The organism is Virgibacillus sp. LDC1 (assembly GCF_025792345.1).
GTDB classification, from domain to species: domain Bacteria; phylum Bacillota; class Bacilli; order Paenibacillales; family Paenibacillaceae; genus Paenibacillus_AQ; species Paenibacillus_AQ lautus.
Genome location: NZ_JAOXLZ010000001.1, coordinates 394,442 through 415,520 on the forward strand (window position 1 = coordinate 394,442; position 21,079 = coordinate 415,520).

The 21,079-nt window shown below is 49.4% G+C and carries 15 protein-coding genes and 1 pseudogene; 12 read left to right on the top strand and 4 right to left on the bottom strand.

Translation table 11 applies throughout. From position 1 onward, the window contains the following. The first annotated feature begins 164 nt into the window (after positions 1-164). From aroA to ptsP, 4 genes are all read left to right on the top strand, one after another. Positions 165-1,457 (top strand): 3-phosphoshikimate 1-carboxyvinyltransferase, encoded by a 1,293-nt coding sequence (gene aroA / locus OHJ21_RS01835; RefSeq protein ID WP_486019234.1) that lies wholly within the window; start codon positions 165-167, stop codon positions 1,455-1,457. 51 nt (positions 1,458-1,508) lie between these two features. After that, positions 1,509-1,931 (top strand): CoA-binding protein, encoded by a 423-nt coding sequence (locus OHJ21_RS01840; protein WP_100536072.1) that lies wholly within the window; start codon positions 1,509-1,511, stop codon positions 1,929-1,931. Between the two features lie 187 nt (positions 1,932-2,118). Further along, the gene (locus tag OHJ21_RS01845; RefSeq protein WP_100536073.1) at positions 2,119-4,002 is read left to right on the top strand and encodes a glucose PTS transporter subunit IIA; all 1,884 of its coding nucleotides are present in this window, start codon (positions 2,119-2,121) and stop codon (positions 4,000-4,002) included. Continuing rightward, a complete protein-coding gene (ptsP, locus tag OHJ21_RS01850; RefSeq protein ID WP_486019235.1) occupies positions 3,999-5,762 on the top strand; it encodes a phosphoenolpyruvate--protein phosphotransferase in 1,764 nt (587 codons plus the stop codon). Before OHJ21_RS01845 ends, ptsP begins: the two co-directional genes overlap by 4 nt. Before the next feature lie 147 nt (positions 5,763-5,909). Here the strand turns inward: ptsP and OHJ21_RS01855 are convergent, their stop codons facing one another. Beyond that, positions 5,910-6,437, bottom strand: coding sequence for a type 1 glutamine amidotransferase domain-containing protein (locus tag OHJ21_RS01855; protein WP_207797441.1), 528 nt, complete (start codon positions 6,435-6,437; stop codon positions 5,910-5,912). 305 nt (positions 6,438-6,742) lie between these two features. Between OHJ21_RS01855 and OHJ21_RS01860 the strand changes: the two genes are divergently transcribed. From OHJ21_RS01860 to OHJ21_RS01875, 4 genes are all read left to right on the top strand, one after another. Further along, positions 6,743-7,165: a hypothetical protein gene (locus tag OHJ21_RS01860; RefSeq protein WP_243390612.1), complete on the top strand. Its 423-nt coding sequence runs from the start codon at positions 6,743-6,745 to the stop codon at positions 7,163-7,165. Positions 7,166-7,260: 95 nt separating this feature from the next. After that, positions 7,261-7,608, top strand: coding sequence for a bacillithiol system redox-active protein YtxJ (gene ytxJ / locus OHJ21_RS01865; protein WP_100536075.1), 348 nt, complete (start codon positions 7,261-7,263; stop codon positions 7,606-7,608). A gap of 93 nt (positions 7,609-7,701) precedes the next feature. Then, complete coding sequence (gene ccpA, locus OHJ21_RS01870) at positions 7,702-8,712, top strand: catabolite control protein A (protein WP_015734310.1); 1,011 nt, start codon at positions 7,702-7,704, stop codon at positions 8,710-8,712. Positions 8,713-8,827: 115 nt separating this feature from the next. Then, on the top strand, positions 8,828-9,529 hold the full coding sequence (locus OHJ21_RS01875; protein WP_100536076.1) for a 5'-methylthioadenosine/adenosylhomocysteine nucleosidase: 702 nt from the start codon (positions 8,828-8,830) through the stop codon (positions 9,527-9,529). 113 nt (positions 9,530-9,642) lie between these two features. Here the strand turns inward: OHJ21_RS01875 and OHJ21_RS01880 are convergent, their stop codons facing one another. Then, positions 9,643-10,275 carry a GNAT family N-acetyltransferase gene (locus OHJ21_RS01880; protein WP_071223676.1) on the bottom strand — a complete coding sequence of 211 codons (633 nt, stop codon included), beginning with the start codon at positions 10,273-10,275 and terminating at the stop codon, positions 9,643-9,645. A 286-nt stretch (positions 10,276-10,561) separates the two neighbouring features. Between OHJ21_RS01880 and acsA the strand changes: the two genes are divergently transcribed. Continuing rightward, positions 10,562-12,286, top strand: coding sequence for an acetate--CoA ligase (acsA, locus tag OHJ21_RS01885; protein WP_394057079.1), 1,725 nt, complete (start codon positions 10,562-10,564; stop codon positions 12,284-12,286). A gap of 261 nt (positions 12,287-12,547) precedes the next feature. Here acsA and OHJ21_RS01890 read toward each other — a convergent pair whose 3' ends face one another. Further along, positions 12,548-15,652 (bottom strand): transglycosylase domain-containing protein, encoded by a 3,105-nt coding sequence (locus OHJ21_RS01890; RefSeq protein WP_394057078.1) that lies wholly within the window; start codon positions 15,650-15,652, stop codon positions 12,548-12,550. 117 nt (positions 15,653-15,769) lie between these two features. Here OHJ21_RS01890 and tyrS point away from each other — a divergent pair. Further along, positions 15,770-16,766 (top strand): annotated as a pseudogene (gene tyrS / locus OHJ21_RS01895) (tyrosine--tRNA ligase); the annotation flags it as partial. Between the two features lie 181 nt (positions 16,767-16,947). On the opposite strand, the gene rpsD reads toward tyrS, so the two are convergent. Continuing rightward, the gene (gene rpsD / locus OHJ21_RS01900) at positions 16,948-17,550 is read right to left on the bottom strand and encodes a 30S ribosomal protein S4 (protein WP_100536080.1); all 603 of its coding nucleotides are present in this window, start codon (positions 17,548-17,550) and stop codon (positions 16,948-16,950) included. A gap of 532 nt (positions 17,551-18,082) precedes the next feature. Between rpsD and OHJ21_RS01905 the strand changes: the two genes are divergently transcribed. Both OHJ21_RS01905 and OHJ21_RS01910 read left to right on the top strand, forming a co-directional pair. Continuing rightward, on the top strand, positions 18,083-20,074 hold the full coding sequence (locus OHJ21_RS01905) for a sensor domain-containing diguanylate cyclase (protein WP_100536081.1): 1,992 nt from the start codon (positions 18,083-18,085) through the stop codon (positions 20,072-20,074). Positions 20,075-20,177: 103 nt separating this feature from the next. After that, positions 20,178-21,005: a hypothetical protein gene (locus OHJ21_RS01910; protein WP_243390613.1), complete on the top strand. Its 828-nt coding sequence runs from the start codon at positions 20,178-20,180 to the stop codon at positions 21,003-21,005. Positions 21,006-21,079: the final 74 nt, after the last annotated feature.

Below are 21,079 nucleotides of genomic sequence, written 5' to 3' on the forward strand. Positions count from 1 at the left end.
ATATAGACCTCTTTTCTGATAATAAATGATTAAGATCGTAACGATCTGAATTTCCAGTTCACATGACTATGATAACCAAGCGGTTCTTTCCCTGTCAATTTATCCTAGGGGAGATTTCAAGGTTGGTTATCGTAACATAATATACACAAGGAGAGATACATACGATGGATGTAATCGTCAAGCCTACGCCTATATTAAACGGAGAGATTGGAGCGTTATCCTCCAAGAACTATACTACCCGTTACCTGCTGGTGGCTGCACTTGCGGAAGGAACGAGCACGATCTATTACCCAGCACATAGCGAGGATAGCGATGCCATGAGACGCTGTATTCGAGATCTCGGAGCCGTGATCGAGGAGGACGAGGAGAAGGCGGTCATTACGGGCTTTGGCAAATCGCCGCGGGATGTGAAGGAACTGAATGTCGGTAATGCCGGTGCCGTTTTGCGTTTCCTGATGGGAATCACGGCGTTGTCGAAAGAGGTTACCTTCGTCAATACCTATCCGGAATCACTGGGCAAACGTCCTCATGATGATCTCATTGATACGCTTGGTCAATTGGGTGTGGAAGTGGAGCATAACGAGGGCAAGCTGCCGATCACGATTCGTGGCGGTCAGCCTAAGGGCGGACAGCTCACCGTTTCTGGCGAAGTGAGTTCGCAGTACTTAAGCGCACTGCTGTTCTTAACGCCACTGCTTGCCGAAGACAGCGAAATTACCGTTACCGGAGATTTGAAATCCAAGGTCGTTATCGGTCAGACCCTGGAAGTGCTGGAGCAGGCGGGCATTACGATTCACGCACAGGACGATTATACCTTCTTCCGGGTTCCTGGCGGTCAATCCTACGAAGCGAAGACCTATACGGCTCAAGGCGATTATCCGGGCTCCGCTGCCGTCCTGGCGGCGGCTGCGGTTACGCAGTCGGATGTAACCATCCGCAATCTGTCGGAGGACAGCAAGCAGGGGGAGCGGGCCATTATTGACGTCCTTCGGATGATGGAGGTACCGCTCACGCACGAGAACGGAAATGTCCATGTGCAGGGCAACCGTACCCTCAAGGCATTGGAATTTGACGGAGATGCAGCGACCGATGCGGTGCTTGCGATGGTAGCGGCCGCAGTGTTTGCGGAAGGAACCTCCCGATTCTACAACGTGGAGAATCTCCGCTATAAGGAATGCGACCGGATTACGGATTATTTGAATGAATTGCGAAAAGCAGGAGCCAACGTTGAGGAGCGCCAGGCCGAGATCATCGTTCACGGCCGTCCGGAAGGCGTTGAGGGTGGTGTGGAGATCAATGCCCATTATGATCATCGGGTGATCATGGCTCTGACGGTGGTCGGGCTTCGCGCACATCAGCCGATCCGGATTAAGGACGCGCATCATGTGGCCAAGTCGTACCCGCAATATTTTGATCACATGAAGGCGCTTGGAGCTAACGTAGAATGGGTAAAATAAAGGAATAGCCAAGCGGCTCGTCTATTACGAATGGAGAGGTGGTCTTGAAGCATGGCATTTGAAAATCCTACGCGCGAAGAAATCGCGGATATTTTGCGAAACGCAGGCAATATCGCTGTTGTCGGTCTGTCCGACAGGCCGGACCGTACATCTCATATGGTTTCTGCTGCGATGCAAAAACGCGGATACCGGATTATCCCGGTTAACCCTGGAGCAACAGAAATCCTTGGGGAGAAGAGTTATCCGTCCCTGAAGGACATTCCGGAGCCGATCCATATCGTCAATGTGTTCAGACGCAGTGAATATTGTGCCGACGTGGCGCGGGAAGCTGCCGAGATTGGCGCCAAGGTGCTGTGGCTGCAGCAGGGAATTATTAGCGAAGAGGCGGCGGCTATCGCGGAGAAGAGCGGCATGATTGCCATCATGGACCGCTGCATTAAGGTGGAGGATTCCATCGCTTTGGGCGGACGTTAACATTTAATTAGTGCATTGGAATTAGGAGCAAGCCTTATGTTGAAGCAGCCGTGGCAGACTGGACACGATCCGTGCCTGCCGTCGTACTGCTTGCGAGGCTTGCTTTTCTATGTGGTATTTGCCCTGATTTCTTTTTGACAAAAACAGGCGCAGCGCTTACCATCAAGGATAGAAAGGAGGGCTCGCCTTGAATTGGTTGGGATCATTACAACAGCTGGGCAGAGCAGTTATGCTCCCTACAATGGCGCTTCCGGCGGCAGCTCTCCTGCTTAGCGTGGGAAGTCTGCCATGGTCGGCGTGGGGCTTCGGAACCTTGGGCGAGATTGCCCAGGCAGCGGGGCACGGCGTGTTTTATTATATGCCGTATTTATTTGCCATCGGTGTCGCATGGGGGCTCTCGAACCAGGGAGGACCCGCAGGGCTTGCCGCTTTGGCTGGCATGTTCATCTATGATCAGGTTATATCCCGTCTGGGAGACGGGAGTGTACAGCCCTCGACCTTGATTGGTATTATTTTTGGGGTAATGTCCGGTTACGTTTATAACCGGTTCAAACATATTAAGCTTCCTGAAGCTATACAGTTTTTTGGGGGCTCCCGATTTGTACTTTTGTTCATGGGACTGTTCTCCACAATATTTGCATGGATCATGCTGGGGATGGCTCCCATTGTACAGCGCGGATTAGATGCTTTTTATGATCTGACCGTACATATGGGGGCGTTCGGATTATTTCTCTACGGCATTTTGTACAGGGTACTGACGGCCTTCGGCCTGCATCACTTGTTGAATAACGTGTATTGGTTTCAGCTGGGCTCGTACGAGACGGAAGACGGTACCGTCGTTCAGGGAGATCTCCCCCGATTCTTCGCGGGTGATCCAACAGCAGGCGACTTCATGGCGGGGTTATTCCCGATTATGATGTTTGCCCTGCCGGCGATTGCATTTGCGATTATTCAAGAGGCACGAGAAGATTTGAAGCCGAAGGTGAAAAAAACATTCATGCGGTCTGCGCTTGTCTGTTTTTTGACCGGGGTATCGGAGCAGATTGAATTCGCGTTCTTATTTGCGTCTCCTTATCTGTATGTGCTCCACGCCCTGATGGCCGGGTTCGCGATGGTGCTTACCTATGCGTTTGATATCCATCACGGGTTTTCGTACTCAGCCGGATTTATTGATTATGTACTCAATTTTCATTTGTCGCAGAACGCCTGGATCATCATACCGATCGGGGCGGTATACGGCATCGTTTACTATTTTCTGTTCCGCTGGGCCATTCGCACCTTCGAAATCCCGACACCGGGGCGTGAAGAAGGTTCGGCGCTGGAAGGCCGGGCAGGAGACATTCCCTATCAGGCACCGCTTATTCTGGAGGCGCTTGGGGGGAAAGACAACATCGTTCAGGTCCAATCCTGCATGACGCGTCTTCGATTGACCGTATACAATGACCGCCAGATTGATTCGGACGCACTGAAATTGCTCGGTTCAGCCGGCATCATCAAGCTGGGCGGCGGTAACGTCCAGGTGGTATTCGGGACGTATTCTGAGCTCATCCGCGAAGAGATAAATAAGCTGATGCAGCAAGATTTGCCGCGCGTTCTGTTTAGCGCGCCCGTACAGGGACGCATGCTTCCGATTGACGAAGTGCCGGATGATATTTTTGCCGCCAAGCTTGTCGGCAACGGCGTTGCGTTCATTCCGGAAAAAGGGGAACTTGTGTCTCCGGTATACGGAACCGTGATGCATGTCTATCCGACGATGCATGCCATTGGCATTTCAACGCCGGATGGGCTCGAGGTGTTGATCCATATCGGAATCGATACCTCTCAACTGAAAGGACCGTTTACAGCTGTGGTAAGCGAAGGGGATACCGTTGAGCCGGGGCAACTGCTGGTCAAGTTCGATTTGGCGTATTTAAAGACACATGCCGCTTCATTGGCCACACCTATGGTGATCACCAATCCCGATAAAGTAAGATCTTGGAGCTTTGCTCCATTCAAGTCCGTTAAGAGAGGACAGTCATCTGTCATGTCCGTCGTATTAAATGAGAGTAATGCTGGGGGTAGAGAATCATGATACAAGGCATTGGCGCAGCAACAGGCGTAGCGATCGGTAAGGCTTTCGTACTGCCGCATTGGGAGCTGGACCTTCCGGATTCCGAAATGGATGCTGTCGATTTAGCCAAAGAGTTCGAGCGCTTATATGAAGGCATACGAACCTCCAAGAATGAAATTGAATATATCAAGAACGAATTCAAGGAAATGGTGGGGCACGAGGAGTCGCAGATCTTTGATGCGCATCTGGCCATACTGGAGGATCCCGTGTTCATGAACGAAATTCAAGGGATCATCGAGCGCCAGTACAAGGCTGCCGAGGTGGCGGTTAAAGAGGCGATCGATCACTTCGTATCCATGTTCGATTTGCTGGACGACGAGTATATGAAGGAGCGGGCGCTGGATATTAAGGATGTTGGCAATCGGCTGCTCAAACATCTTCTCGGTGCTCCGGAAGTCAAGCTACCGGCTGACACGCAGCCTTATATTTTGGTTGCGAAGGAACTTTCTCCGTCTCAGCTTGTGCACCTTAACCCTTCCCATGTTCTTGGCATAGTGACGATGACGGGTGGCAAGACCTCTCATTCGGCGATTATGGCCCGCGCTCTCGGCATACCGCTTGTATCCGGGATTGAGAACAAGCTGGATCATCCGATCCAGACCGGACAGCATTTAGTTGTGGATGGAGATGAAGGCTTGCTGTATTTGGAGCCCGACACGCTGATCGTGGATCGTTATGAAGGGATCCGCGAGCAACAAAGGAAAAAGAAAGAGCAGCTGCAGCTCCTGGCAACGGTTGATGCGGTTACGAAGGATGGAACCTATTTTAATCTGGCAGCGAATATGAACTCCGTGAAAGAAATGGAGATTGCGCTGAAGAACGGCGCGCAGGGAGTCGGATTGTTCCGGACGGAATTCTTATACATGGACCGCCACAACTTTCCTTCGGAAGAAGAGCAGTTTGAAGTGTATAAACTGGTTGCCGAGAACGCAGGTCAGGCCTCGGTCGTGATCCGTACGCTGGACATTGGCGGCGATAAGCAGCTGGATTATTTCGGGCTGCCGGAAGAAGAGAACCCCTTCCTGGGATATCGCGCCATCCGTATCAGTCTGGATCGAACAGAGCCGTTCCAGACCCAGCTGTCCGCTATTCTGAGGGCCAGCGCTTTTGGTAACGTCAAAATCATGTATCCGATGATATCCTCGGTAGATGAAGTCAAACAGGCTAATGCCGTGCTGCGGTGTGCGATGGCCGATTTGGACCAACGCGGCATTGCATACGATCCGAACATTAAGGTCGGCATCATGATTGAGGTGCCGGCAGCAGTCACCATCTCGGATTTGTTGGCAGAGGAAGCCGATTTCTTCAGCATCGGGACGAATGATCTGGTTCAGTATGTGCTGGCGGTGGATCGGATGAACGAGCAGATCGCGCATATGTACCATCCGTTTCATCCTGCGGTCTTGCGCATGCTTCGGACGACGGTGGAGGCTGCGCATGAGGCAGGCATACCGGTCAGCGTGTGTGGAGAAATGGCAGGGGACGAGCGGGCGATTCCGATATGGCTGGAGCTTGGCGTTAAGGATCTAAGCATGTCTCCGCAATCCCTGCTTCGCGTGAAGCATCGCATCTTGAATACCAATGCGGCAGAAGCGAAGGGGGAGGCAGCGGCATGCTTCAAATTGCGTACCAGCTCCGCTGTCGAAGAGCGTCTAAGCGCCTTTGCCGAACGGAGCAGTTATCTGAACGGAACTAACGGTACGGACAGCACGGCCTCTTAAAAAGCTTCAAGAAACGGGATCACATTCCAATTTTTCATGTTTCTTTTTTGAGTGGACAAGCTATATTCACAAAAAAACAGCTGCCTATCTCACCAGAGCTCTTCTTGGTGAAATAAGCGGCTGTTTTTCGTGGTGCAGGGGGAGCTACTAGCTTTGCTGTGCCAATGCATCGCAAAAGGCTTTGCCGTACGGCGGCAGATCCGGTGGACGGCGGGCGGAAATAATATGACCGTCGGTGACGACCGCTTCATCCTTCCAGATTGCACCGGCGTTTTCCATATCGTCCCGGATTCCCGGTGTGGAAGTTACCGTGATGCCGTCCAGGATTTTGGCCGAGATGAGCACCCATCCGGCGTGGCAAATCTGCCCGATCGGCTTTTTGTCCGCATTCATTTCTTTAACCAGCTGCAGCACCTTATCATAACGGCGCAGCTTGTCCGGCGCCCAGCCTCCCGGAACGAGAATTCCATCATAATCCTTGCTGTTCAGCTCTTCAAACGAATACTCGGCTTGAGCGGGAACGCCATATTTGCCCGTGTAAGTTTTTCCTTTTTCCAATCCGGCAAGATGGACTTCGGCCCCTTCCTCACGGACTCGGTAAACGGGATACCATAGTTCCAGATCCTCGAACTCTTCGTCTACAAGCGCTATCACTTTTTTTCCAGCCAATCTCATGATCGATATAGCCCCTTTCTCTTCAGATTTCTTGATATATCCGTAAAACGACCGAATACGTCTCTTAAGACTGTACTCATTGTAACAAATATGGAGGGCAGTTTCATAGGAGCGACCAAAGGACAAACATTTGGAAACATATCTGGTAAATAAAGCATTATCACAAATTTGCAGGATTCTTTGGTATGATAGTCGAATAGAACTAGTTCAGGTGACAGATTTGTGACATAGGGCTGTTGGTATTAGATTACGTGATAGGATTTGGGGTGGGCATTTTGTTCAAAACCTGCAACTGCGGACAATGGATGAAGTTGGAATTAAGAAAGCTGATTCATGAAAGAAAGACTCGAATATGTGATGTTCCTGTTTATGCCTGTCAGGCTTGCAAGAAGTATGAGCTTCTGCCTCTTATTAAACCGGATTTACTTGGCTATCTCGCATCGATTAGCAATGAGACCGGTCGAATACACGTTTCGTTCGCAGATGTTAATGAGTCTGCATACGTACTTCGAGAAGTGTTCCGTACATACGATGATGATTCGTCGGTAGAATGGCAGGCACGCTGCATGGAAGTCTTTGACGAGCGAATCAATATGCTGTTGGATCTATTTCGTTATGCCCAGAGCATGGGCGACGGTGATTGGATGAGACAAATTGAGGGGCGTCTTGAACAATTAAGTACCATAAAATCTCTCATTCCTGAAAATTCGGGCAATTATGCAAGATGATTTTCAGAAAATTTTCGCGGTTGTTGGATTTTTCACGCACTTTTTGTTAGGATAGAGGATAGGAACTTCAATACAATGAAGGGAATGTATATCCTATGGCGACGTTGACGAAAATGACTACTATAGAAGAGTTACGCAACACGCTTGAATCTTCGGATCAGAGGCCCTTGCTGTTGTTCAAACATAGTACCAGATGCCCAATTAGTGCCGGAGCTTATAGGGAAGTGCAAGCTTACCTGGAGGACCAGCCGAACGAGCGGATCGACTATGTATGGATTGATGTCATTGCCGACCGTCCGGTGTCGGGTCAGGCTGCGGAAACTCTAAGCATACAGCACGAATCGCCACAAGTTATTCTTGTAAAAGAAGGAGCGCCAGTCTGGCATACATCCCATTCCCATATTACGGCTGAAGCGCTGAAAGCTCAATTGGACGGCATCTAATGCCGTGTCGTTGCACAAAGCAGTAATTTGTCGTATCATAAATTCAATTGGTATTGAACGAATGAAAATCTATTGGCAATGGAGAGAAGGAATTTGACGGTAACCATTTACGATGTTGCGCGCGAAGCAGGCGTTTCCATGGCGACGGTATCACGGGTTGTAAACAATAACCCGAACGTTAAGCCTCAGACCCGGAAAAAAGTATACGAAGCGATTGAACGTTTAGGGTATCGTCCGAATGCGGTAGCCAGAGGACTGGCCAGCAAGAAGACCACAACCGTCGGCGTTGTGATCCCTGACATTTCGAACTCGATCTTTGCGGAGATTGCCCGTGGTATTGAGGATATTGCTAACATGTATCACTATAATATAATTTTGTGTAATGCCGACAAACGTAAGGAAAAAGAAATCCGCGTTATCAACACCTTGCTTGAGAAGCAAGTGGACGGGTTGTTGTTTATGGGTGGAACGGTGACGGACGAGCATATCCAGGCGTTCCAAACATCGGCTGTGCCGATTGTTCTTTGTGCGACAAGCGACGAGAGAGGCTCTTATCCTTCGGTCGACATTGATCATGAACAGGCTGCGTTTGATGCGGTAAACACACTGATCCGGCACGGACACCGCGAGATCGCTATGATCAGCGGCACGCTGCAGGATCCGGCGAACGGTTATGCGCGTTTCCAAGGCTACAAAAAAGCACTGGAAGCTGCAGGGATCGAGTATCAAGAGGATTTGGTGCGGATCGGTAACTACCGCTATGAGTCCGGTGTGGAAGCGATGAAGTACTTCCTGGGCCTCAAAAAGAAACCAACGGCTATATTTGCTGCTACCGATGAGATGGCGATTGGCGCTATTCATAGCATTCAGGATGAAGGCTACAAAGTGCCGGATGATTTCTCAATCATCAGCGTAGACAATATCCGGATGGCTTCGATGGTTCGTCCACAGCTGACAACGGTGGCTCAACCGATGTATGATCTTGGAGCCGTAGCGATGCGTTTGCTTACCAAGCTGATGAAGAAGGAGAATGTGGAGAATCCTCGCGTGATTCTGCCGCATGAAACGATTCTTCGCCTCTCGGTTAGTCATGTGAACGAGTAAGAAGTGTGAATGAAAGTTGTTTAGACATCTATTGACTTGAAGAAAGCTCCTGGGTTTAAGGGGCTTTTTTCTGGTGGGTTTTTTATGTGGTCTTGAATTCAGGAGGGATATCGGTATGACAACACAGGTTATCGGCCTAATCGGGGCTATGGACGAAGAAGTGGAATTGCTGCTCAGTCAACTGGAGAATAAAGAAACAGCAGTCCGTGCAGGGGTTACATATGCTTCAGGAACGATTCATGGCAAGAGAGTCGTTGTATGCAAGAGCGGGGTGGGTAAGGTGAATGCCGCGGTTACCACGCAAATCTTGATTGACACCTATGGCGTTTCCAAAATATTGTTTACCGGCGTAGCGGGTGCGCTGCATCCGGAGCTGAACATTGGCGATATCGTCATCTCTTCCTCCTGCATGCAGCACGATATGGACGTGACTCCGCTTGGTTTTGCGCGCGGGGTAATTCCGTATCAGGAAGTGTCCGATTTTCCCGCAGATCCGTCGTTGATCGAGCTGGCACAGGAAGCGTGCAAAGAGCAGGCGGTGAATCATTACGTCATCGGGAAGGTTCTGTCCGGCGACCAGTTCATTGCCAGCCGTGAAACGGTACGTACGCTCTACGAAGATCTGAACGGAGCTTGCGCGGAAATGGAAGGTTCTGCCGTTGCCCAGGTATGTTATATGAACAGTGTGCCTTATGTGGTGATCAGATCCATGTCGGATAAGGCAGACGGCTCTGCCCATGTCAACTTCCCTGAGTTTACAGTGAAAGCCTCCAAGCGTTCACACGAAATCGTGAACTACATGCTGGGCAAACTCTAGTAAAAACTTTGTGGATTTGGTAGGTATGCATTTCCAGTATGCGCCGGCATTCAAACAAACTCCCTTGAGCAAGCTCAGGGGAGTTTATTTTTTTTTATTTATTTGATATCAACTTAATACATAAACCGCTGTCTGAAACGGATACGATCGAATTGTTCTTGTGACGAAAGCGGTACGTGCCGCCCGATTCTGACCATGAGACAGTTGGCGGGATGGGAGCAGATTTCAGGATCATCGGTTGCATACCACTCCATATCCACGATTTTCATTAACCGTTCCATCATTTTGCGGTAATCCCATACGTTAAGGCCGCTTCCTTTTAGATCCCAATGCCAGTAGTACTCGGTCGTAAACACGATGTAACGCTCCATCTGTTCTTCTTCAAATGCAGTCTTGATCATCTGCTGCCCAAGTCCCAGAGAACGGTAGTCTTTCGCTACCTCGATGGCACCAAGTTCAATCAAATCTTCCATATTGCCCTCAGACCAGCGTTCCTGCTCATCCGGGTGATGAAACGTTACATATCCAACGATCATATCTTGGTCTCTCGTGATGATGATTCTGCCTTCGGGCAGGCCTGCAATTTCCACCAATGCCTCATGCTGCTCCGCAGGACGACGAAAAGCCTTGAGATCAGGGTGCATGGTTAGTTCGGATAGTTGCTCGGGAGGTACAGGTCCTTCGATGATCAGGCGGCGGTCTTCAGGGAACAGAACATGAGACTGGTATACCTTGCAGTGTTCCATCCGTTACGCTCCTTTCAATTCCATACCCTACTTATAGCAAAAAAATAAAAAAATGAAAAGCAATGACAGGCAAACAAGAGCTATGATATAATCTTTTCGACATAAAATCTTCACATTTGTGTCGTACTTAACGATATGTTTCCTTGCGAATTCTAGGGGTTAATGACTCGATGACTGCGACAACGTGACGACCCACCGCAATGTGTAAAATGTATGTTTCATTCAATCATTTTGTAAGCGCTGTCCACTATGAGGAGACCGATTTGAGAATGAGGAGGATGTTATCATGAATCAAACGCATAGCGAAATATTGCCAAGTGAAGTTTCGCATTCCAATATGAAGAGTTACGAGCAGGCACGCTCCGAGTTTTCATGGGACGAAATCGAAAGACATTTTACTTGGTATGAGACGGGCAAAGTGAATATGGCGTATGAAGCTATTGATCGTCATGTAGCAGAGGGGCGAGGAGATAAGGTAGCTCTCCTGTACAGTGACGCCAATCGTGAGGAATCTATTACTTATGCGCAGCTGAAAGAGAAATCCGACAAGTTCGGTAATGTACTCCGCAAATATGGCGTTGGCAAAGGTGATCGGGTATTTATCTTTATGCCGCGCGGCCCTGAGCTCTATGCCGGTTTGCTGGGCATTCTGAAGGTTGGCGCCGTGGTCGGCCCATTGTTCGAGGCGTTTATGGAGACGGCTGTAAAGGACCGTCTGGAGGACAGTGGAGCTGTTGCACTGATTACGACGCCTGCACTGTTGTCACGCGTGAAGCGGGATGAGCTGCCTGAACTGAAGCATATTTTTGTCGTTGGCGATATTGAGGAAGAGGACTCGCGGCTAGTAAGCTACCACGAGGAAGTAGAGGCTGCATCAAGTGAGCTGGACATTGAATGGCTTGAGCGGGAAGATGGATTGATCATGCACTATACATCAGGCTCTACCGGGAAACCGAAGGGCGTGTATCACGTACAGAATGCCATGATTCAGCATTATTATACGGGCAAGGTTGTATTGGATTTAAGGGAAGATGATATATATTGGTGCACAGCCGATCCGGGCTGGGTAACCGGTACGTCCTACGGCATTTTTGCACCATGGTTGAACGGTGTCACCAATGTCATTCGCGGCGGCCGTTTCAGCCCGCAGGATTGGTACAGCACTTTGGTAAACAATAAGGTAACGGTATGGTACAGCGCTCCGACCGCATTCCGCATGCTGATGGGTGCGGGTTCCGAGCTTATCGACCAATATGATTTGAGCCATGTACGGCATATTTTATCCGTTGGCGAGCCGCTTAACCCCGAGGTAGTGCGTTGGGGACACAAGGCTTATAACCAGCGTATCCATGATACATGGTGGATGACGGAGACCGGCGGACAGCTGATCTGTAACTACCCGGGGATGGCAATCAAGCCAGGATCCATGGGACGACCGCTGCCAGGCATTACAGCCGCTATCCTGGATGATCAAGGGAAAGAAGTTCCTCCGTATACGATGGGCAACTTGGCAATCAAGACACCTTGGCCGTCCATGATGAGAGCGATCTGGAATAACGAGGCGAAGTATGAAGAATACTTCCGAATTCCGGGCTGGTACATTTCAGGTGATTCGGCCTATATGGATGAAGAAGGATACTTCTGGTTCCAGGGTAGAATAGACGACGTGATTAATTCGTCCGGTGAGCGAATCGGACCGTTCGAAGTCGAGAGCAAGCTGGTTGAGCATCCGGCTGTCGCTGAAGCAGGAGTGATCGGCAAGCCTGATGTAACCCGTGGCGAGATCATTAAGGCCTTTATCTCCTTACGTGAGGGGTATACACCTACTCAGGAGCTCAAGGATGAAATTTACCGTTTTGTGAAGGAAGGACTTTCCGCTCATGCAGCGCCTCGTGAAATTGAGTTTAAGGATAAACTTCCGAAGACGCGCTCCGGTAAGATCATGCGCCGTGTATTGAAAGCGTGGGAACTGGATCTTCCGACAGGCGATCTGTCCACGATTGAAGATTAAAACCATGATCAAGACAGGGCTGACTATGAAGATGGTGACCGCCATTTTCATAGTCAGTCTTTTTTCTTTTCTGTCGCAAGAAAAAGTACAGCTTAGCGTGGTCTGTCCTCTTGGAATTTCGTCGATAAACGTTTTTCTTTAGATATCGAAGAGTATAAACTTCGACATGGACTAACTGCAAGCATCTGCTTCAGCTAATAATAAAACCAGCCCTTCTAACAGATGATCTCTGTAGAGGGGCTGGCTTTTTAATATAATCATCTATTTTTTCTCAAAATATACGGCCGGTGAAGCGGCAGATTCACCGATTGGATTGACGGCAGTTACTCTAAAGGTACCGCCGATCGGGTTACCAGAGGAGTAGTAGAACTCCGTGCTCTTACTTGAGCCAAGAATCTGGTAATTGCCGTCACTGTTTGGACTGATGTAGATGTTGTAGACCATCACTTCTTCCTCTGGAGCATTACCGCTCCAAGTGGCTTGAAAGCCCTCAGGGGTAGCTGCGAGGGTCGGCTGACCTGGTGCAGACGGTACGGTAGCAGCACCTTCATTCCCAAGTTCCAGGTCGATATTCGGATCTCCCTCAGTGACGCCGTCACCAGGATTTTCGATGTCGTCCGGATTCGTGCCGTTATCGCCTGGAACTTCGAATCCAGGTGCTGTGCCGCCCACAATTGCACTTGGCTCAGATGTTTTGCCGGCTACGTCAACGGCGACAACGTAATAGGAAGTAAACATTCCGTCAGCTCCAAGTCCCGAGAAGACAAGGCTCTCGTCGCCAAGCACGACTTGCCCTTGATGTGTAAACGGGCTGCCGTTAACGGACTTAAAGAGCCGGTATCCGACAACATCAGGAGATCCGCTGGCATTAAAGCTGATGGACCCGCTGCCCATCGAATAATGTACGTTTTTCGGTGGGGTAGGGGCTTTGCCGTCATCTGTTCTAGGATCGACCTTGCTCGGCATCCCTTTTTTCGCGTCCTGCGGGAGATAAGATTCCAGCGATCTCTTTTCACCTTTCATGACCTTCAGGGCGTTCTGGAGCTCCACAATCAGCTCATCAATAGGCTTTTCACGCTTGATTACGATTTGTTCTCTCAACATATCCAACGGCGTTGCTTCCTGTGGAATGTAATTTACACCCCGATAGGTGAGGTATTTTGCTTTTGCGATACCATCATCGCTTTCGGTAGGCACAAACTTCGCGTTGAACAGATCCGTTACGAATTTGTCCGTTAAGGAAGTCGGAAGCTTGCCGCTGTAAGCGGAAACCGTCTTGGACGTTATGCCTTCAGGCTTCTCGAACGTTTTGGTTGGAAACAGCTCCGGCTTAACGTCCGTCACTTCGTTCATGATTCTGGCCCAAATGGCCTGGGCGTGCTTGCGCTGGTCTCCAACGAGCGTATTTTTTTGCTCCTTATATCCGACCCATACGCCAAGCGTAACATCGGGCGAGTACCCCATGAACCAGACATCCCCGTAGTTCTGGGTGGAGCCGGTTTTACCGACGACCGGAACCTCATTGAATTTCTTGTACGTGTCCCTGACCTTGCTGGCTGTTCCGTTCGTGATGACGGTACGCAGCATATCCGTCATGAGATACGCGGTTTGTTCGGAGAACACCTGCTCCGGTTTCACTTCGTGTTTATAGACAATATTGCCTTTGGAATCCACGATTTTCTCAATCATGAAAGCGTCCGTGAATTTGCCTTGATTGCCGATGGAACTGTATGCATTCGTAAGCTCTTCCACTGTCACGCCGTAATGCAATCCCCCCAGTACACCGGTTGAAGCATTATAATCGTCTTTCTCCAAGGTCGTGATGCCCAGCTTCTTGGAAAACTCCCAGGCCTTCTCAATGCCGACCGTGTTGTTAAACAGCTTGAGCGCCACCGTATTGGTCGAATCGTTCAGCGCCTGTCTTGCGGTCATCAATCCTCTGTACCCGGCGTACGAGTTTTTAGGGATATGGAATACTTTGCTGTAGTCCTTTAAGATGATCGGTGAATCATCGACCACGCTGGCAGGCTGAATCGCTCCCGAATCGAGTGCCGGTAAATACGCAGCAATAGGTTTCATGGCAGATCCAGGTTGTCGTTTCATTTGTGTCGCGTAGTTCATTTGTTCTGTGTTAAAATCCCTGCCCTCAATCATACCGAGAATGGCGCCGGTTTTGTTGTCGATCATCATCGCGGCGGTTTGCTCCATTCCTTTTTCGGCGCTGTCAGGCAAGTAGTTGCTGTTATCCTCTGCGATCGAGCGCATGGTCTTGTATAATGTCCGGTCGATGGTGGTGTAAACACGGTAACCGCCGGTGCTGAGCTGAGCTCGGGAAGCATCCATCAGATCGGAGTTTGCTTGCGTGCCTTTAGCGTTCTCTTCGGCTTCCTCGCCCAGTTGCATCAGGATATTCGATGCTTGGCGTTCTACTTCCATCATGAGATAAGGATAAGTCACATATGCCTTCTGCGTGCGAGGAGCAAGCGATTTTTTGATATCGAATGCCTTGGCCTCTTCATACTCGGCTTGCGTTATTTTACCTTCTTCCAGCATGCTTGCCAGCACGCGGTGTTGGCGGTTTATTGCCCGGTTGAATGATTTCTCGTCAAATTCCCCCTTGCCGTTGAAAGCAGAGTAGGAGGACGGCAGCTGCGGAAGACCTGCCAAATATGCAGCTTGGGCCACATTCAGATCATTCAGATTGTTGATGTTAAATATACCTCTTGCCGCAGCTTTGATCCCGAACAGTTGGTATCCGCTGGAACCGTTGCCGTAAGGAACCTTGTTCAGGTAGGCAGTTAAAATTTGGTCTTTACTCAAAAAGCGTTCCATCCGCATGGCAAGCAGCATTTCTTTTACCTTGCGGTTATCGGTTTTGTCGCGACTTAAAAAAGTGAGCCTGGCCAGCTGTTGTGTCAACGTGCTGCCGCCGGTTTGAACCGGCTCGTTCAGAACGCGTTCCTTCACGGCCCGAGCGGTACCTTTTATGTCAACACCCTTATGTGTATAAAAACGGTTGTCTTCTATGGATACGACGGCATCCTTAACAAGCTGGGGAATATCCTTGAATTCCACAGGTCGTCTGTCTTCTTCGGTTCTAAGCTGCCCGATCGGTGAGCCATCCGCGAAGTAGGCGAAGCCCGTTATGGCATTGTCGTTCACCGTATTCTCGATGAGAGCCCTGGATCTTACCGGCTCATTCTCAACGATAGAGGTCACGTAGCCAGCTACGGCTCCGCCGGCGAACAAAACGCCCATCAGACCTACCACAAAGAGCCATCCGATGACGGATCCGAGCACCCGCAGAAAGGACCGTTTACGCGGTTTCTTCTGTTTTTCAGGCTCTTGTTTTTTCTCCTCAACCATGAATGTATACTCCTCCTTTTAACGCACCTATTATAGCATAAATCGAAGGTTTTGAATCATGTGTCCCTATATAGCGTGTCCTTTTTTGAGGAAGATTGACTTTTTCGGAAAGCATATGGGGACTTTACGGGCAGGATTGGAGATCCAACAGGCAAATCCGAAACGCGTAAGCAATTGTCGGAAGAGGATGTGAGGCGGCATGCGGAAACGTACAAAAAACAAATATACAAGGTATTGGATCCTGAGAAAACGAAGGTGTACTACAATTCCGAGTGGCTTGCGCCGATGACTTTTGCCGAAGTGGTCAGCTTATCCCGCAAAGGTTACGGTGGCACGGATGCTGGAGCGCGATGATTTTACAAAACGTTACCAGGGCGGACTTCCGATCAGCATCCATGAGTTTTTTTACCCGTTGATGCAGGGTATGGATTCCGTGGCGCTTAAGACCGATGTCGAGCTTGGGGGGACGGACCAGAAGTTTAACTTGCTGATGGGACGCACCCTGCAGAAGGAATATGGCTCAGAACCTCAGGTTGCGATCATGATGCCGCTTATCGAAGGGCTGGACGGCTTACAGAAGATGAGTAAGAGCTTGGGCAATTACATCGGTATCGATGAAGAGCCGAATGAGATTTACGGTAAATCCATGTCCGTTCCGGATGAGCTCACGCTCAAATACTTCAGCTTGGCCACGGATATGGCCGGCGAGGAGGTAACCAGACTGGAGAAGGGGCTTCGGGACGGAAGCGTTCATCCCCGGGATGCCAAGATGAGTCTCTCGCACACGCTCGTTCGCATGTATCATGGGAGGGAGGCTGCGGATGCTGCACAGCAGCATTTTGTGACCGTCTTCCAGCGGAAGGCACTTCCTGAAAACATCGAGGATTACGTTGTACCGGGCGGAGAACTGGAAGATGGAAAGATTACGCTTATCAAACTGCTGACACTGCTCGGTTTTGCCGCTTCCAATGGTGAGGCCAGACGGAGCATCCAGCAGGGGGCCGTAAAATGGAATGCTGAGAAGTGCAGCGACATCTACGGTGAGATCGTTCCTCGGGATGGGGATGTGGTTCAACTGGGCAGGCGTAAATTTGCCAGATTGAAGCTTTTTTGAGGTTATTGAAAATGCAGAGGATTCATAAAACGACTGTCGATGTCTTTCTCAGTAGACAGTCCGCACTTAGCTGTGATTTTTCTTGCGAGAAAAGGATAAAAAAACTAAAGTTTATACCTCTAATCACATAAAAAAAACCTGAAGGCCGAGGCCTTCAGGTTTTTTGGGTTCCGAGTTAATCTTAACGGTTGTAGAATTCGACGATTTGCTTCTCATCGATATCTTGGGAAAGTTCGGAACGTTCTGGAAGACGGATGTATTTCCCTTCCATTGCTGCTTCATCAAACTCGAGGTAAGCTGGAAGATGTACGCGGTTAGCCAAAGCTTCCTTGATGGAAGAGAGGCTGCGGCTTCTTTCACGAAGACCGATTACATCGCCAGTGCTTACAGCGTAAGAAGCGATATCGACTTTCTTGCCGTTCACAGTCACGTGACCGTGAGCTACCAATTGACGAGCACCCGCACGGGAGTTGCTGAAGCCAAGACGGTAAACCAGGTTGTCCAGACGGCTCTCAAGCAGGAACATAAAGTTCTCACCAGCGATACCTTTCATGCCAGTTGCTTTGTTAAACAGAGTTTTAAATTGCTTCTCGCCCAAGCCGTACATATGACGCAGCTTTTGCTTTTCTTGAAGCTGCATACCATAGTTGCTTACTTTTCTCCGTTGGTTAGGACCATGCTGACCTGGAGGGAAAGGGCGTTTAGCCAATTCTTTACCTGTACCGCTCAGGGAGATTCCCAGACGACGGCTTAATTTAAATTTAGGACCGGTGTAACGTGCCATGTTATATAGACTCCTTTTTAATTAAAGTTTCATTAGGGCTCTATTTGCGCCGTATTTGTTTGCTCTAACCGTAATCGCCGGAAGATCTGCCAGGAAAGTTCAGCCGCTGTCCTGTCAGTAACAAATAACGTGAGGGTGACACAACCCGCCCAAATTCATGGAATGCATTGCATTCTTACTCAACAATAAATATTATATGAAGTAATGATATAAAGTCAAGTTCAACCTGCAACTTACTATAACTTGGTTTTTGTCTAATTTTGTCGATAGGACCATGGACCTAAAATTATTGTGAAAAACGCATAAATTCTAATGCAAAAATGGGTAGAAAAGAGTAAGATGATATTGGATTAAGTAGTCTCATTTATCTAGTTACATATCGTAACATCTTTTGATGTATATCATCACCCTCCCAACATGTTGAACAGCTGGGTTACCGCCATTCATGCGGCAGCCAAAAGGATCCTTACATTATGAATCGGAACGCCAGTCTTGGATAGGCCTTTTATAATGGTGCAAAGGAGCGCCCAATATGTCAGAAGATCAACGGAAAGTGTATGAAAGCTCTCCCGGCGATGCAGTTACGTTTAATGATGCCGGGCCAATTCCCGGAAACGAGCCTCGTTTTTGGCTTCAGAGCTTGGATATTACACCTCATGATTTCCCTTATATTCAGCCTCTCATATCAGACAGCTATCTGGAGTGGCTAAGAGAAAGCACAGGCACACAGGCGATGAAGAGATTCAGCTGGGCCCTTCTTTCTCATGAGGGAGCTTGGCTGACAGGGGCGTCCGAAATAACGGAATACCTTAATGCAAGAGAAGATGAGACGTTATCGCTTGTTTTAAACTCCAAAGAAGCCGCCCAAGGGATGGGGAAAGGTTCGTTTGAGGGAAAAGTGCTGTGCGCTGTCCCGCTCTTCACTCGCATTCATGGTGATGTATTTGCGGTGATGGTCAGTGTTTCCTCGCATGCGATGGAGCCGGAACAGTCACTTATGCTGACAGAAACGTACGCGTTATTGTTTCGTTCCTGCTTCTATCGGAAGCTGGAATACGTATTTGCTGATGATCTGGAGAACGTTCACACTCAAGCTGAGCGTGAGGTGCACAGGCGTTCCATCATGTTTCAGTATGTAAAGCGGATGCATGTCCAGATTAATGTGGACAGTGTGCTGGTGGAGGCTATAGACAGTGTTCTGGCGCTGTATCCCAAGGCCAAAGTCGAATTGTTTATGTCTCAGGACCATGAGAGCGGACATCCGCTGGTGCGTCCCCTGCTGCTCCATCATTGGCAGAAAGAGGTTTATGTCCGCACATTTATGGAGGGTACCCTCACGATTCATGAACATGAGGAACCCGATTCGATCGTGGAAATCGGGATTCCCATGGGAGGCAAGCAGGGCGTTTATGGCGTGCTCCATGTGGAAGTGGACAAGTCTGAGCTGCCCGATATGGATCTGGAACTCCTCGGGATGATGGCCGATGCTGCGGGCACCGCGTTTGAGAATGCCAAATTGTACGAGCAGTCCAATCTGATGATTCATGAGCTCCGTATGATTAATGAACTGACACAGCGATTGAACAAAAGCTTGCATTTGGCGGAGATTTTCCAATTTGCCAACCATGAGCTGCTAAAGATTCTAGAGGCCGATTACTGCTGCATTTTGATTTATAACGAGGAGCTTGGCGGTCTTGAAGTGGTATCCTGTAACGCCGAGTGGCTTGCCAAAGAGGTCTTTGAGAAGGATTACGGTTTAGGCGGCCTAGTCTATCATTCCAAGGAGCCGCTCATCCTGTCAGACTATCACGAAGAACGTCCGGCGGAATCCCGGCTGATGGAGAGCACTCATTCCAGCTCGATGATTGCTACTCCGCTTACTGTAAACGGTGAGGTACGGGGCGTTGTCCTTCTCACCCATGCGAAGCGGCATTATTTTTCGTATGACAGCTATCGGTTGCTTCAAGCCCTGACAAGCCATATTGGTCTGGCTATCGGCAATGCCTTTTTGCATGCGGAAGTGAGAAGAATGGCAAACCGGGATATGCTGACTGAACTGTATGCGAGGCATTATCTTGATGAAATGATTCATGAATGTCAGAACCGTGATTTTTGCGGTTCTCTCATTGTGGTGGATATCGATGAATTCAAGCAGGTCAATGATACGTTCGGTCACCAGCGGGGGGACAAAATTTTGAAGCAGGTCAGCAGTATCGTGAAGACTACGATTCGTCACAGCGATATTCCGGCCCGTTGGGGCGGCGAGGAGCTTGCCGTGTATTTGCCGGGACTCGGCATTCAGCAGGCGATGCAGGTCGCCGAACGGATTCGCATAAGGGTATCGGAAGAGACCGATCCGCGCGTAACGGTGTCCTGCGGAATTTCTGAATGGAATTGGACCAATGAGAAGATCAGCGTGGAGACCCTCTTTTATCGAGCGGATATGGCCCTGTACGAAGCGAAGAACGGCGGCCGCAACCGGATTGTCGTGGAGCGAGCCGAGGCTGAAATCGGTTTGGATTAAATACCCTGCAGCTATTTAGTGGCTGCAGGGTTTTTTATGTAATCTGCATAATGTGATGAGCCGCGGATAGCCTAAGAACAAGATCAACGAGGGGCTGATGATTATGAGAATGGGAAGATCACGGAGCGTCATCGGAATGGTTTTGTTCGTCTTTTGCTTAACCGGATGTGCCTGGCAGGAACAATTGTCTGCCGAAGAATCGTTTAACCGCGCCCTATCGGGGCTGTCCGGCATTGATAATTTCTCTTTTCGGGGAGAAGCGGCGATTCGGAGCGGAGAAAACGGACCGTTTCAGCAAAGTTTGGCATTTGAAGGCAATTTGCAGCATCATAAGGATCTGACACTATCATCAAGGGACAAGGGCACAACAATTCGTAGTGATAAGGTATCTGCGGATTCGGTATATAAATCGGATGGACTTACCGTGGCGCTGAAGCGCAAGGAAGGCAAGTGGAGCACGCTCTCTTCGGGACATGCCGAGGAATTGTGGATGACCCGCCTGAATCCGCTTGAACTGCTGGAGTATATCGGAAAGTCGGAGAAGACGGTAACCCAGGAACTGGGGGCGGCAAGAGGAACCAAGGTGCTGCGCATTGAGTTGTCGCCGGAGGCGGCTGCCAATATGGTCTACGCATCGCTGGATGAGCAGATGAAGGCGCTGGCGGAGAGGATCGAACGCAAAGGAGATCCGCTGTACAGTGAAGATCCGAAGGTTCGTAAACAACTGAAGGCCGTGTGGGAGCGGGACTATACTGAAATGAAGAACATGTTGAGCAAGGCCGATACCGTTTCGGTCTCTCATGTAACCATTAATAAAAAAAAGCAACTTCCTACCAAACTGACTATGGAACGAACATTGTTTTTTGTAGACGAACAAGGCAGAACACGCACGGAAACACTGCTGTCCGATGTTACGTTTACCGGTTATTGAAGGAATAACCATGAAAATTTTTTTAACGATGAACGCTGACTTAGGGCTGTTCGCATGCTACAATAATTTATAAA